The 13,589-nt window shown below is 68.8% G+C and carries 13 protein-coding genes, 1 tRNA gene and 1 pseudogene; 12 read left to right on the top strand and 3 right to left on the bottom strand.

Annotation, left to right across the window (positions count from 1 at the left end):
- Positions 1–1,072: 1,072 nt before the first annotated feature.
- The gene (locus IE075_RS08570) at positions 1,073–1,456 is read left to right on the top strand and encodes a hypothetical protein (RefSeq protein ID WP_189455418.1); all 384 of its coding nucleotides are present in this window, start codon (positions 1,073–1,075) and stop codon (positions 1,454–1,456) included.
- Between the two features lie 171 nt (positions 1,457–1,627).
- Here the strand turns inward: IE075_RS08570 and IE075_RS08575 are convergent.
- Positions 1,628–1,704 (bottom strand) — tRNA-Met (locus IE075_RS08575).
- Between the two features lie 131 nt (positions 1,705–1,835).
- Here IE075_RS08575 and IE075_RS08580 point away from each other — a divergent pair.
- The 3 genes and pseudogenes from IE075_RS08580 to bfr all read left to right on the top strand — a co-directional run.
- A pseudogene (locus IE075_RS08580) lies at positions 1,836–2,304 on the top strand (RNA pyrophosphohydrolase); the annotation flags it as partial.
- Between the two features lie 207 nt (positions 2,305–2,511).
- The gene (locus IE075_RS08585; RefSeq protein ID WP_189455421.1) at positions 2,512–2,709 is read left to right on the top strand and encodes a (2Fe-2S)-binding protein; all 198 of its coding nucleotides are present in this window, start codon (positions 2,512–2,514) and stop codon (positions 2,707–2,709) included.
- A gap of 134 nt (positions 2,710–2,843) precedes the next feature.
- Positions 2,844–3,314: a bacterioferritin gene (gene bfr / locus IE075_RS08590; RefSeq protein WP_189455423.1), complete on the top strand. Its 471-nt coding sequence runs from the start codon at positions 2,844–2,846 to the stop codon at positions 3,312–3,314.
- Here bfr and IE075_RS08595 read toward each other — a convergent pair whose 3' ends face one another.
- Positions 3,315–3,896, bottom strand: coding sequence for a DUF4126 domain-containing protein (locus IE075_RS08595; RefSeq protein WP_189455425.1), 582 nt, complete (start codon positions 3,894–3,896; stop codon positions 3,315–3,317).
- Between the two features lie 144 nt (positions 3,897–4,040).
- On the opposite strand from IE075_RS08595, the gene IE075_RS08600 reads away from it, so the two are divergent.
- The 4 genes from IE075_RS08600 (at position 4,041) to ampE (ending at position 7,170) form a co-directional block, all read left to right on the top strand.
- Positions 4,041–4,766 carry a DUF6776 family protein gene (locus IE075_RS08600; RefSeq protein ID WP_229792416.1) on the top strand — a complete coding sequence of 242 codons (726 nt, stop codon included), beginning with the start codon at positions 4,041–4,043 and terminating at the stop codon, positions 4,764–4,766.
- A 74-nt stretch (positions 4,767–4,840) separates the two neighbouring features.
- On the top strand, positions 4,841–5,215 hold the full coding sequence (gene erpA, locus IE075_RS08605) for an iron-sulfur cluster insertion protein ErpA (protein ID WP_189455427.1): 375 nt from the start codon (positions 4,841–4,843) through the stop codon (positions 5,213–5,215).
- Entirely contained in the window at positions 5,215–6,207 is a 993-nt protein-coding gene (nudC, locus tag IE075_RS08610) for an NAD(+) diphosphatase (protein WP_189455429.1), read from the top strand. Before erpA ends, nudC begins: the two co-directional genes overlap by 1 nt.
- 51 nt (positions 6,208–6,258) lie before the next feature.
- The gene (gene ampE, locus IE075_RS08615) at positions 6,259–7,170 is read left to right on the top strand and encodes a regulatory signaling modulator protein AmpE (protein WP_189455431.1); all 912 of its coding nucleotides are present in this window, start codon (positions 6,259–6,261) and stop codon (positions 7,168–7,170) included.
- A 335-nt stretch (positions 7,171–7,505) separates the two neighbouring features.
- On the opposite strand, the gene IE075_RS08620 is transcribed toward ampE, so the two are convergent.
- Positions 7,506–9,452 (bottom strand): MFS transporter, encoded by a 1,947-nt coding sequence (locus IE075_RS08620; RefSeq protein WP_189455433.1) that lies wholly within the window; start codon positions 9,450–9,452, stop codon positions 7,506–7,508.
- 116 nt (positions 9,453–9,568) lie between these two features.
- On the opposite strand from IE075_RS08620, the gene IE075_RS08625 reads away from it, so the two are divergent.
- From IE075_RS08625 to IE075_RS08640, 4 genes are all read left to right on the top strand, one after another.
- Entirely contained in the window at positions 9,569–9,994 is a 426-nt protein-coding gene (locus IE075_RS08625; protein WP_189455435.1) for a CopL family metal-binding regulatory protein, read from the top strand.
- 112 nt (positions 9,995–10,106) lie between these two features.
- Complete coding sequence (locus IE075_RS08630; RefSeq protein ID WP_189455438.1) at positions 10,107–11,948, top strand: copper resistance system multicopper oxidase; 1,842 nt, start codon at positions 10,107–10,109, stop codon at positions 11,946–11,948.
- Complete coding sequence (locus IE075_RS08635; RefSeq protein WP_189455440.1) at positions 11,945–12,973, top strand: copper resistance protein B; 1,029 nt, start codon at positions 11,945–11,947, stop codon at positions 12,971–12,973. The genes IE075_RS08630 and IE075_RS08635 overlap by 4 nt, the downstream gene beginning before the upstream one ends.
- A gap of 57 nt (positions 12,974–13,030) precedes the next feature.
- The gene (locus IE075_RS08640; protein ID WP_189455442.1) at positions 13,031–13,582 is read left to right on the top strand and encodes a GAF domain-containing protein; all 552 of its coding nucleotides are present in this window, start codon (positions 13,031–13,033) and stop codon (positions 13,580–13,582) included.
- Positions 13,583–13,589 lie beyond the last annotated feature (7 nt).

Here is a 13,589-nt window from a genome sequence, read left to right on the forward strand (position 1 = left end):
TCCGTCAGTCGCTGAATAGGTCGAGTATGCGTGCATGAGCCCAGCGCCAAGCACAAACGCAGCTCCGGCCCCTACTAGATTTCGAATATTCAACTTCTCAGCTCCCTTCCTTGTGGATTCGCGCGCGTCCGAGCGAAAAGCTCTCGCCAAATTCCGCTTGCTCGGACGCTCTTCAAACGTGCCTTTGCCCGTGCGCAGCCTGCCGCATTTGCGTCTCGCTGGCGAGTCGCCGTTCGGACAGAAACTGCGAGGTGGCTCGATAGATCGGGCGAGCCGAACTCGCCCGTGCTCAAGTCCTCCGGCACGCGATGCGAATGAGTGAGGGGCTTGTGCGTGCGGTTCCGTGGGTAGTCAGCCGTCTCGCAGAGCCCAACACGCATAAACCCTGTTCATCCGCGGCATTTAAGGAGCCTGTCCAACCTTTCGTCCGCGCACAAAAATTCGCAGAGCTTGCGGACTCGGATGGTCGGCCGCGTGGTGGTTCTGCCAGCGGAATTTACGCGGTTGAGCGCGGAACTAAGAAAGACAACTTTCGGCGGATCGCTTCCTTACCTCGGCTCTGCAGTGGGCACCAAGGTGCAGATGCTGCAGAAACCAAGCACGCGGCGGTCCGGCGAATGTTTGCCTATCGGCAACGCCGAGGTGGTCCCGGTCGACTCCGCGTCGTCGTAGTCTGAGTATCTGCCACTGCTGGGTGCGGTTGCGCGATCCCGAGCGTGGCTACAGCTGTCTATCCTGGGACGTAAAAAAACGGGTTAGAAAACTGGGTCAGCGTCAGTTCTATAGTGCCTCGCTTAGATGGCCGGCGCGTGAGCGAACCCCGCATGGCGAGTGCTGCGCTAAGGGCGGCGCAGCTGAGGAGCAGCGAGACTGTGTCCGAGCCTTGCACTTCGCGTGCGCGCAATTCAGCTGGGTCGGTCCAACTAACCGGCGGTAATAAGAAATGAGGTCGGCCTATCATTGGTCCGACGTATCCCTGTGGCCCACTCTGCCGCCTCCCGAGGAGTTGACCTGTAAATGCGCCTGTTCTGTAGCCTTTTTCATTCTGGCTGCTCCATTTGCCGCCCTATGCGTGGAGCAGAGCGAGGTGGAATGCCTGCAATCAGTTGGGCAGGCCTACAGCCTCTTCCAGATTCGGCCGGCGTCCTCGATACGGGGCGACTTCAACAGGGACGGTCATGGCGACTGGGCCAGCCTCATGGATCGCAAGGCACCGCCCGCGAAGGCTGCCATCGGCGTTTGCCTTTCCGGCGAACCCAGGCCGCTGCTGATCCCCAGTGAGCACGGGTTGACGGGCATCGCGATGAAAGCGAAGGGCTCCCGGCACAACGACCTCATCAAGGATATGAGCGGCGTTTTCGAGCGCGACGCCATATCGGTCAACGATGGGAGCGGAAATCGCTGGAGCTATATCCTGCGTGCGGGCACGTTTGCGCGGATTGCCGATCGCGACTGAGCTGAGTCCACCGAGTCCCGCCCTGCGACTCGGTCCAGCCGCATTGTCAGCGCTGCCCGGAGAGCAACGGCGGGAGCTGCCGCGCCGGCTGCCTTGGTGCCCAAAGCGACCGAGCGCGCAGTCCAGGCACAAAAAAGCCCGCAAATTCGCGGGCTTAAATGGTCTCTCGCATGGTGGCTATGGGTGGACTCGAACCACCGACCCCAGCATTATGAGTGCTGTGCTCTAACCGGCTGAGCTACATAGCCTCGCGGAGAACCGCCAATTCTTCATGCGCGAGCGCGGGCTGTCAATCGCCGGCGTGTGGCTTGTCGGGGTCGGGGCCGCGTGGCAGAGTCGAAGCCAGCGACGCAAGTCAGTCCTTTCGGGGGTCCGCATCGTGATCGATCCGGACGGTTACCGCCCCAATGTCGGCATCGTGTTGATGAAGCCCGACGGGCGCCTGTTCTGGGCGCGCCGGGTCAATCGCGACGGCTGGCAGTTCCCACAGGGCGGGATGAACAGCGATGAGACGCCGCTCGAGGCGATGTACCGCGAGCTGCGCGAAGAAACCGGCCTGCTGCCGGAACACGTCGAAGTGCTGGGCGCGACCCCCGGCTGGCTGCGCTACCGGCTGCCGTCGCGCGCGATCCGCCGGCACGACCGCCTCGTCTGCATCGGCCAGAAACAGGTCTGGTTCCTGCTCAAGCTCACCGGCGACGAATCCGCGCTGCGGCTCGACCTCACCGACAAGCCCGAGTTCGACCATTGGCGCTGGGTCGAGTTCTGGTACCCGGTCGAGCACGTGGTGACGTTCAAGCGCGAGGTCTACTGGAGCGCGCTGCGCCACCTCGCGCAGTTCGCGCGCCTCGCCGTTGGCGCCCAGGCGGTGCCGCCCCCGCGACCGGAGCTTGCGCCCGTGCGCCCGGACCGCCGATTCGGCCCGGGCCGTCCGCCGGGCAGGCCGGCGGCCGATTCAGCCTAGCCGGCTGTTCGCGATTGACACTGATTCGCATTCGTGGCGGAATGGGGCTGCGGTCGAACCGCCGCGCCCGTCCCTTATCGGACCGCCCCGTATGTACGTCTGCCTCTGCAACGGTGTCACCGACCGCGACATCCTCCAGGCCGCCGAAGCCGGCTGTCGCACGGTGTCCGAACTGACGATGCGCACCGGCGCCGGCGCGAACTGCGGCAGTTGCCTCGAGATGGCCGCGGAACTCATCGCTGACGTGCACGCGCGTCGCGACCTGCCGATGCTGCAGAACGCCGCCTGACGCGCGGTCACTGCTGCCAGCCTCTTCCGTTGCCGCGCCCATGCGCGGCCCTGCGGGGATGCACTCGATTCGCGTTCCGTCATCGATCGCGGATCGTCGTTAGAGTGCCCGCGTTCCCCCCAGGAGTTCCGGACATGAAAGGCGACCCGAAGGTCATCGAATACCTCAACCGCGCGCTCTACAACGAGCTCACGGCGATCAACCAGTACTTCCTGCACGCCAAGATGCTGAAGACTTGGGGCCTGAAAGAGCTGGCCGATCACGAGTATCACGAGTCGATCGACGAGATGAAGCACGCGGACAAGTTGTCCGAGCGCATCCTCTTCCTCGACGGCCTGCCGAACTTCCAGGCCCTTGGCAAGCTGCGCATCGGCGAGAACGTGCGTGAGCTGCTCGGCTGCGATCTCGCCCTCGAGTACGAAGGCCTGCCGGTGCTTCGCGAGGCGATCGCGCACTGCGAGTCGGTCAGCGATTTCGTGAGCCGCAAGCTGTTCGCGGACATCCTCGAGTCCGAGGAAGAGCACATCGACTGGATCGAGACGCAGCTCGCGCTGATGGATCGCCTCGGCGACCAGGTCTACCTCGGCACCAAGATCGAGCGCTGATCAGCGCGCGAGGCCGCGGGACGGGCGCCGCAGCAGGCGGCGCCATGCCCAGAGCACCGCGGCCCCCAGCAGGGCGGTCGAGAGCACGGCGAGGGCGAGGGCGGCCCACGGGTGCGCAATGACGAGCGCAAGGCCGCCGAGCACGGCGGCGTCCTCGGTCGTCGACGCCGTCCAGTTCGTGATCGGCTCAGGCGATGTGTTGATCAACGCGCGCGTGCCTGATTTCAACGCGTGACTCGCGAACGCCGCGGCCGCGCCGGCCACGAGGCCGCCGGCGCCGAGTTCGCCGTCCGACGACAGCGTCGCCGCGGCGAGAAACGCGCCCGCCGGGATCCGCAGCAGTGTGTGCAGCAGGTCCCAGCCCGAATCCACGCCGGGGATCTTGTCGGCAAAGAATTCCGTCGCCGCAAGCAGGCCGGACACGCCGATTACCCACGGTGAGCGCGTGACCTCGAGGGTGGAAGGCAGATCGAGCCAGCCCATCGCGCCGGCGACACCGATGCCGAACACCGTGAGATACACGCGGACCCCGGCCAGCCAGGCCAGCACGACGCCCGTTGCGAACAGCTGCGCTTCCGACATCGCGACCTCCTCCAGCATGCGGCACGAGGGCATTTCCCCCGCAAACGCACGATACGCAGCGTGACGGCCGCGTCATCGGGACTTTCCCTCAGACGCGGCCGTGCGCCGTGTAGGCTGTGACGGCGCTCCAGCCATTCCTGCGTCATGACCCACACTTCCGACGACTCCGCCCCGCGCCGCGCGCGCCCGTCCCTGCAAGCCGCGCTCATTGCACTCGCCTTCGCGTTCGGCCTGTGGGGGCTGTGGCAGACCTTTGGCACCGATGCCGCCGGCGCGCGCCGCGACCGCGACGACGCGCGCGCTGCACTGCGCACGCAGGGCGCCGAGCTGGAAACGCTGCGCCAGCAGGTCGCCACGCTGCGCCGCTCCGACCAGATCAGCCGCGACGCGAACCGCGACCTGCAGACGGCCCTTGCGGAGCGCGATGAAGAACTCGCCGGACTGCGCGCCGACGTGGCGTTCTACGAGCGGCTCGTCGGCGCGACCTCCCAGCGCCGCGGCTTGAGCGTGCATGCGCTGCGCATGCAGCCGCAGAACGGCCATGCGTGGCATTTCACGTCGACGCTCACCCAGAACCTCAACCGCGGCGCGGTCAGCCACGGGCGGCTCACGCTCGCGATCGAAGGCACGCGCGGCGGGCGCCTGGAGACGCTGTCGTGGGCCGACCTGCGCCAGCAGCCCTCGGCGCCCGCCGTCGATTATTCGTTCCGCTATTTCCAGCAGGTTGAGGGCGATGTCGTGCTGCCCGACGGCTTCGAGCCGGTCCGCGTTACGGTGCGGCTCGTCCCGCGCAGCGGAGCGGCGATCGAGGAGTCGTTCACGTGGCGGGAAGCGACCGGCGAAGGCGCCGAGCCGCGTCCGGCGTCGTAACCCGGGCCCACTGCGCAACGCGATGATCCGCGGGCGAGCTTGAATGCCCGCGCCGCGCCCCCCATCCTGCCTGCATGCACGACGACACGCTCACCGCTGCCCCGGACTACCAGTCCCTCGAGGCGCCGCTTCAATTCACCTCGGCTGCCGCCACGAAAGTGCGCGAGCTCATCACCGAGGAGGGCAACGACGCGTTGAAGCTGCGCGTGTACATCCACGGTGGCGGCTGCTCGGGGTTCCAGTACGGCTTCGAGTTCGATGAGCAGCAGGCTGAAGAGGACCTCGCGGTCAGCACCGACGGTGTCACCTTGCTTGTCGACCCGCTGAGCCTGCAGTACCTGATGGGCGCGGAAGTCGACTACACCGAGAGCCTGCACGGCGCGCAGTTCGTGATCCGCAATCCGAACGCGAAGACGACCTGCGGCTGCGGGTCCTCGTTCTCGGCCTGATGCGCGCCGGCGACGACGCATCGACGGCGCCTGCGGCGCCGTTCGCGTTTGTCGGTGAAGGCGGCTGCGCGCCCGTGCTTGACCGCGCCGAGCATCTGCGCGACGACGGCGCTGCGCTCGATACGCTGTGGCACGACGCCCGCGTGTTGCTGCTCGACAGCGACGGGCGCGCCCTTGCCGACGGCGAGCTTGCGCCGCAGACGCCGCGTGGCGCGGAGCTCAGCCGTGGCCGGGGCGGCTCGGGCGCCGCAACCTTCCTCGGGCTCGACCGCGCCGGCGGCGCGTGGTTCGCGCTCGATGCGTCGGGCGTGGCGTTCGAGGCCCCCGGGCGGATCGATCTTCGCAGCGCCGCCGCCGCTTGGCCGGCCCTCGAGGCCGGCGTGTTCGCGCAGGCGAGGGCGATGCAGGCCTGGCGAGCGCGTCATCGGTTCTGCGGCGCATGCGGCACGCAGCTCGATCTGCTGCGCGGCGGCTGGCTCGCGCACTGCGGCGGCTGCCGCACCGAGCACTACCCGCGCACCGACCCGGCGGTGATCGCCGCGGTGACCGACGGCGACCGCCTTCTGCTCGGGCGCCAGTCCACGTGGGCCGCGCGCCGGTGGTCGGTGCTCGCGGGTTTCGTCGAGCCCGGAGAGTCGCTCGAGCAGACCGTCGTGCGCGAGGTCCTCGAGGAGACGGGCGTGCGCGTGCGCGATTGCCGCTATCTCGCCTCGCAACCCTGGCCGTTCCCCGGCGCGCTCATGCTCGGTTTCATTGCGCAGGCCGAGGCGGACGAGCCGCGGGTGACCGGTGAGCTTGAAGAGGCGCGGTGGTTCACGGCCGACGAAGTCCGCGCCGCGCAGGCGCGCGAGGCGATCATCGACTCGGCGGACGATGACGGCGGCCCGCTGCTGTCGGCACGCATCTCGATTGCGCGCTGGCTCATCGAGCGCTGGCTCGACGAGGCCGATCGGACGCCCGCACGCGCTCTGCAGCCCGCCCGCGCGGTCTGACGCAAGCGCGGCGATATGATCGGTGCGTCCCTTGCGACGCCGGAGATGCCGATGTCCGCTGCCCTGATCGCTGTCGTCGTCGTCCTGTTGCTCATGCGCGCGGCCCCGTCGCTGGTGAAGATCCGGCGCTTTGCGTGGTTCTCGCAGGCCTTAAGCGCGCTCGGTGCGCGCCTGGGCGAGGGTTCGCATGCCGCCGGACATGCCGCGCTCGCGGTCGCGGTGGTGGTGCCCGTTGTCCTCATCGCGGCGGTGCACAACGCACTCGAGAACGACGTATTCGGATTGCCCGCGCTGCTGCTGGGCATCGGCGTGCTGTTCTATGCGTGGGGCCCGCGGGACCTCGAACATGACGTCGAGGCCGTTGCCGATGCCTCCGACACGCGCCAGCGCCGCGAGGCGGCCGCGCACCTATGGCCGCCCGGACACACGCCGGTGCTGGCGGGCGGTGCGCTGGTCGAGGCGGTGTTCCGCTGCGCTCTGCGTCGGCAGTTCGCGGTGCTGTTGTGGTTTGTCCTGCTCGGCCCCGCCGGGGCGCTGGGGTATCGCCTCATCGAGCGGAGTGTTGACGGAGAGCCGGGCTCGCGGCTGGCCGACGCGACGCGTCGTGTCGCCCGTCGCGTGCTCGCGTGGCTCGACTGGCCGGCCGCGCAGCTGATCGTCTTCGCACTCGCGCTCGTCGGCCATTTCGACGCCGTGCTGGGGGCGTGGCGCCGCGCGGGCGGGGCCTCGTTGCGGCCGGACCATGGCTTTCTGACAGCCGCAGCCCGCGCGAGCGTGCGGTGCGAACTCGACGAGGATCGCGCCGACGCGCTCGACGACGAGAGCCCTGATTCACCGCCGCCGGCCACGCTCGCCGCGCGCGAGGCCCCCGAACTGCGCGACGCCCTTGGGCTCGTGTGGCGATGCCTGCTCGCCTGGCTCGCCGCTCTCGCACTGTTCGTGATCGGAGGTTGGGTGAGCTGAGGGCGCTTGCGCGGCACTGCCGCGCGCCCTCAGCGAACGCCCGCTGCGCTGCAGCGGGCCGGACGTGCGCAAGACGACACGGGCAGCAGATGCACGAGGTGCCAGCGGCGGCACTGCCGCGCGCCCTCAGCGAACGCCCGCTGCGCTGCAGCGGGCCGGACGTGCGCAAGACGACACGGGCAGCAGAGGCGCGAGGTGCAAGCGGCGGCACTGCCGCGCGCCCTCAGCGAACGCCCACTGCGCTGCAGCGGGCCGGACGTGCGCAGACGGCACGGGCGGCGGATGCACCAGGTACAAGCGGCGGCACTGCCGAGCGCCCGACACGCGTTAACGCGCTACGCCGCGTCCCCGCGCAGTGCGCGCACCTGCGCCTCGAGCATCGCCGCATCTGTGCTCGCGCCATCCATCGGCGCATCGGCGACCACTTCGACATGCGCCCGGAACCGGCGCGGCACACGCATGCGATCGAGACGGCCGCCCTTGGCGGCGTTGCTGCGCCGGCTCCACATGCTCGCCCACATGCCGCGCAGCGCCATCGGGATCACGGGCACAGGCCGGCGCGCGAGGATGCGCTCGACGCCGGACTTGAACGGAGCAATCTGTCCGTCCTTCGTGAGCGCGCCTTCCGGGAAGATGCCGACGACCTCGCCGTCGGCGAGCGCGGCGTCGATCTCGTCGAACGCGCGCTCCATGAGCGCACGGTCCTCGCGCACACCCGCGATCGGGATCGCCTTAGCGGTGCGGAAGATCCAGCGCATGACCGGGATGTTGAAGATCCGGTAGTACATGACGAAGCGCACCGGCCGCGGAATGCTCGCGGCGAGGATCAGCGCGTCCATGTAGCTCACGTGGTTGCACACGACGAGCGCAGGCCCTTCGTCGGGAATGTGGTCGATGCCGCGCGCGCGCAGCCGGTACAGCGTGCGAACGAACACCCAGCTCAGGAACCGCATCAGGAACTCGGGGACGATCGTGAAGATCCAGACCGTGACGAGCGCATTTGCGATCGCGAGCGCGAGCAGCAACTGCGGAATCGACCAGCCGAGCACGCGTTGCAGCCCGAGGCCGAGCACCGCGGCAAGCACGATGAACGCGGCGTTCTGGATGTTCATGCCCGCGATCACGCGCGCCATCTCGGCGTTCGGCGTGCGGCTCTGGATCAAAGCGAACAGCGGCACAACGAACACGCCGGCCGAAAAACCGATGCCGACGAGGTCGAACGCGATGTGCCAACCGTCGGGGGCCTGCAGAAACGCGGCGAACGACTCGACACGCAGCGGTGCAAGGCCCTGACGCTGGACATACAGATCGAGCAGGAACGCGCTGATGCCGATGGCGCCGAGCGGCACGAGGCCGATCTCGACCGTGCGTGCGGAAAGCTTCTCGCACACGAGCGAGCCGAGGCCGGTGCCGACCGAGAACAGTGCGAGCGCGGCGATGTAGAGGCTCGCGTCGCCGCCGAGGTGCAGCTCGGCGTAGGCCGGCAGCTGCGCGGTAAGCACCGTGCCGACGAACCAGAACCACGACACGCCGAGGATCGCGTTGCGCACCGCGAGCTGGCGCTTGGCCAGGCGCAAAATCGCGATCGATTCGGGCAACGGGTTCCACTGCACGCGCAGCTCCGGCGCACCCGCGGCCACCGGCGGGATCGCACGGCTCACGAGGTGGCCAGTGACCGCGAGCGCGACGACGGCCGCGGCTGCGATCCACGGCCCGTTCGAACCGCCGGCCTCGAAGATGAGCCCGCCCGCGATCATGCCGAGCAGGATCGCGATCGACGTGCCCATCTCGACAAGCCCATTGCCGCCGGTGAGCTCGCGCGAATGCAGCACCGCCGGCAGGATCGAATATTTCACCGGCCCGAACAGCGTCGATTGCACGCCCGTGCAGAACAGCGCGACGAGCAGCACCACGAGGTTCTGCATGAAAAAGCCGACCGCCGCGAGCGACATGATCGCGATCTCCATCGCGGTCGTGATGCGAATCAGTCGGTCCTTGTCGAGCTTCTCCGCGATCTGCCCGGCGATCGCCGAGAACAGGAAGTAGGGCGCGATGAACAGCGCCGGCGCGAGGTTCGCGTACAGCGCCTTGTCGTCCGCGCTCACACCGAGGAAGAACAGCAGGCCGATGATCGCCTGCCGGTAGACGTTATCGTTGAACGCGCCGATCGCCTGCGTCGCAAAGAACGGAGCGAAGCGGCGCTGCGCGAGCAGGGCGAACTGGCTGCGCGGGGGCGGCGGCAATGCCGGTGCGTTCGCGTGCGGTCCCGATGCGTCGTTCATGGCGGCCCTCCCCGGCTGGCGGCGAGCCTAGCAGAGCCGCACGACGCGCCCGCGCCGGCGGCGGGCGTTCAGCCGCGCGCTACGGCACACCGGGCAAGGTCGTTTAAAGTGCGGTCGTGAACCCCGTCCGCCGCCTGCTGAACCTGCTGCTGTGCCTGCTGCTCGCGCTCAACGGCGCGGCGGTCGCGCACGCGGGTGCGGCGTCAGGGGCGGGTCACGGCGCGCATGCCGGCGTCGCGATGGAGCCGGAGGTCTCGGACGCGATGCACAGCGACGATGCTCCCCCGTGCCACGACGGCTCCGACGCTGCAGCGGACGTGATTCCGACTGCGCTCGCCGTCGTGTCCGACGTTTCCGGTGCCCCCTGCTGCGACGACAGCGCGGCCGTGTGCGATCAGGCTTGCATGGCGGCTTCGGCTGCGCTCGCGTCCGATCGGGCAATGCCTGCAGACGATCGCCTGCGCAGTGATGTACCGACGCTTGCATTGCACGCCCGCGCACCGCCGCGTGTGCCGCCGCCGATCCGCCCGCCGATCGTCTGAACCAGCGCCTGTGCGCCGTCCGGCATGCAGTGCCGTGGCGGCACGTCCGTCCGAATTCATCCGATCCTGCGACGCCGGCCGAGCCGGCCGTCGCGACGCGCTGGAGCAGTCCATGACGTTCTTCCTTCCCGGCCCGCGTGCGGGCGGCCTCGCGCTTCCGGCGCGCCGCCGCTTCGTGCGGGGCCTCGTCGCCGGCGGCGCGGTCGCCTCGCTCGGCTGGCCCGGTCGCGGCCGCGCCGCCACCGGCGATGCGCCGGTGCTCACCGGCACGCAATTCGACCTGTCGATCGTCGAAACGCCCGTCAACCTCACCGGCCGCCGTGCCACCGCGGTCACCGTCGACGGCACGCTGCCGGCACCGACGCTGCGCTGGCGCGAGGGCACCACGGTCCACCTGCGCGTGCGCAACGCACTGCCCGCGCAGACCGTGCACGGCCACCACACCTCGATCCACTGGCACGGCCTGATCCTGCCCGCGAACATGGACGGCGTGCCGGGCATCAGCTTCAACGGCATCCAGCGCGGCGAGCATTACGACTACCGCTTCGACGTGAAACAGTCGGGCACGTACTGGTACCACGCGCATTCGGGCTTCCAGGAGCAGGCAGGCGTGTACGGGGCGATCGTGATCGACCCGATCGCGCCGCCGCCGTACCGCGTCGACCGCGAGCATGTCTTGCTGCTCTCGGACTGGACCGACCTCGACCCGGTCGCGCTGTACGAGCGTCTCAAGAAGATGCCCGAGCACGACAACTATTACCTGCCGACGGTCGGCGACTTCCTGCGCGATGCCCGCGAGGATGGGCTTGCCGCGACGCTGCGCGATCGCAAGGCCTGGGGCGAGATGCGCATGACGCCGACCGACCTGTCGGACGTCAACGCGAACACCTACACCTACCTCATGAACGGCGCGACGTCCGGCACCAACTGGACCGGGCTGTTCCGCAGCGGCGAGCGCGTGCTGCTTCGGCTGATCAACGGCTCCTCGATGACGCACTTCGACGTGCGCATCCCGGGCCTCAAGCTCACCGTCGTCGCCGCCGACGGCCTGTACGTGCACCCGGTCACCGTCGACGAGCTGCGCATCGCCGCAGCCGAGACCTATGACGTCATCGTCGAGCCGACCGGGCAGGACGCGTTCACGATCTTTGCGCAGGACCTCGGCCGCACCGGCTTCGTGCGCGGCACGCTCGCCACGAGCCCGGGCCTGCAGGCGACGGTGCCGCGCGTCGATCCGCGGCCGCGGCTCACCATGGACGACATGGGCCACGGCGGGCACGGCGGTCATGCGGGGCACGTTGCCGCTGCGGCGGCCGGCGCCGCACACGGCGCGGGCACCGGTACGCAGCACGTCGGCATGGATCATTCGGCGATGGGCCATGTGCCCACGGCGACCGACCATGCCGCGATGGGCCACGGCGTCGGCGGCATGCAGGCGCACCCGGCGAGCGAACAGGGCAACCCGTTCGTCGACATGCAGACGATGGCGCCGGCGCCGAAGCTCGACGACCCCGGCATTGGCCTGCGCGACAACGGTCGCCGCGTGCTCACGTATGCGGACCTGCACAGCCTGCACGGCGACCCCGACGGCCGCGAGCCCGGGCGCACGATCGAGCTGCACTTGACCGGGCACATGGAGCGCTTCGTGTGGTCGTTCGACGGCATCAAATTCTCGAGCGCCGAGCCGCTGCGCCTGAAGTACGGCGAGCGCGTGCGCATCGTGCTCGTCAACGACACGATGATGACCCACCCGATCCACCTGCATGGCATGTGGAGCGACCTCGAGGATGGCGATGGCAACTTCCTCGTGCGCAAGCACACGATCGACATGCCGCCCGGCACGAAGCGCAGCTACCGCGTCACCGCCGACGCGCTCGGCCGCTGGGCCTACCACTGCCACCTGCTGTTCCACATGGAGGCGGGGATGATGCGCGAAGTGAGGGTCGAGGAATGAGCGTGCGCACCGTGACACTCGCATCGTCTATCGCAGTCGCCCTTGCCTGCGCCGGCGTGTCGACGCCGGCCCATGCGCAGCATGCGCATGGCGCGGACAAGGCGCCCACGCCGCAGTCCGCGGACCACTCGAAGATGGACCACTCGAAGATGGACCACTCGAAGATGGACCACTCGAAGATGGACCACTCGAAGATGGACCACTCGAAGATGGACCACTCGAAGATGGACCACTCGAAGATGGACCACTCGAAGATGGACCACTCGAAGATGGACCACTCGAAGATGGACCACTCGACGCATAGCGATCACCCGCCACCGACGGGGCTGCCAGTGATCACCGATGCGGACCGTGCCGCCGCGTTTCCGGATATCGAAGTGCATACCGCGCACGACAACCGCGTCGTGCACATGGTGCAGTTCAACCGGCTCGAGGCCTGGAGCGACGACGGTGAGCCCGGGCAGGCGTGGGAGGGCCATGCGTGGATCGGCAACGACCTGCACAAGCTTCGGCTGCGCAGCGAAGGCGAGCGCGAACACGGCCGCACCGAGTCGGCCGACCTCGAAGTGCTGTACGGCCGCGCCGTCGCGCCTTGGTGGGACGTGGTGGCCGGTGTGCGCCACGACTTCCAGCCCGGCGGCGCGCAGACGTTCGCGGCGCTTGGCGTCGCCGGGTTGGCGCCGTACAAGTTCGAAGTCGAGGCGACCGCCTACCTCGGCGAGTCGGGCCAGACCGCCGCGCGCGTCGAGGCCGAGTACGAGACGCTGCTGACGAACCGGCTCATCGCGCAGTCGCTCGTCGAAGCCACGGCGTACGGCCGCGACGATCCGCGTCGGGGCATCGGCGCGGGGCTGTCGACGCTCGAGGCAGGCGTGCGCCTGCGGTACGAGATCACCCGCCGGTTCGCACCGTATGTCGGCATCGCCTGGGAGCGCGCCTATGGCGAAACCGCGGACCTGCGCCGCGACGAAGGCGAGCCGATCGAGGATGCGCGGCTCGTCATGGGCGTCCGTTTCTGGTTCTGAACGAGCCCGGGCGCTGCGGCTCTGGCTGCAGCGCCCGGGCTCGGGCAAGATCGCGCCGTGAAAATCGCCCCCCTCCACGATCGCGAGGCCGAACGCCTCGCCGCGCTGCATGCCTCGGGCGCGATCGGCGCGGGCGACGAGGAGCCGTTCTCGCGGTTTGCGCGCATTGCACGCGCGTTTGCCGATACGCCGGTCGCGGCAATCTCGCTGGTCGACGCCAACCGGCAGTGGTTTCGAGGTTGCGCGGGGCAGTGGCTGCGCGAATCGCCGCGCTCGGTGTCGTTCTGTGCACACGCGCTGCACGAACGCGAGATGCTCTATGTCCCCGATGCGTCGGCCGACGAGCGTTTTCGCGATAATCCGATCGTGACCGGTGCGCCGCATGTGCGCTTCTACGCGGGCTTTCCGCTGTATCTCGGTGATGGCCTGCCGATCGGCGCGCTGTGCGTGATCGATCATCGCCCGCGTGAGTTCAACGCCGGGCAGCTCGCGCGCCTGCGCGACCTTGCCGATTGCCTGCAGCGCGAGCTTGCGGTGCAGGCCTTGCTGCGCGAGGTCGGCAGCCTGCGGCGCAGCCGGGCGATGCAGGCGCTGGCCCCTCTGCACTGACGCGGTC

It is taken from the genome of Cognatilysobacter bugurensis (genome assembly GCF_014652095.1).
Taxonomy (GTDB): Bacteria; Pseudomonadota; Gammaproteobacteria; order Xanthomonadales; family Xanthomonadaceae; genus Cognatilysobacter; species Cognatilysobacter bugurensis.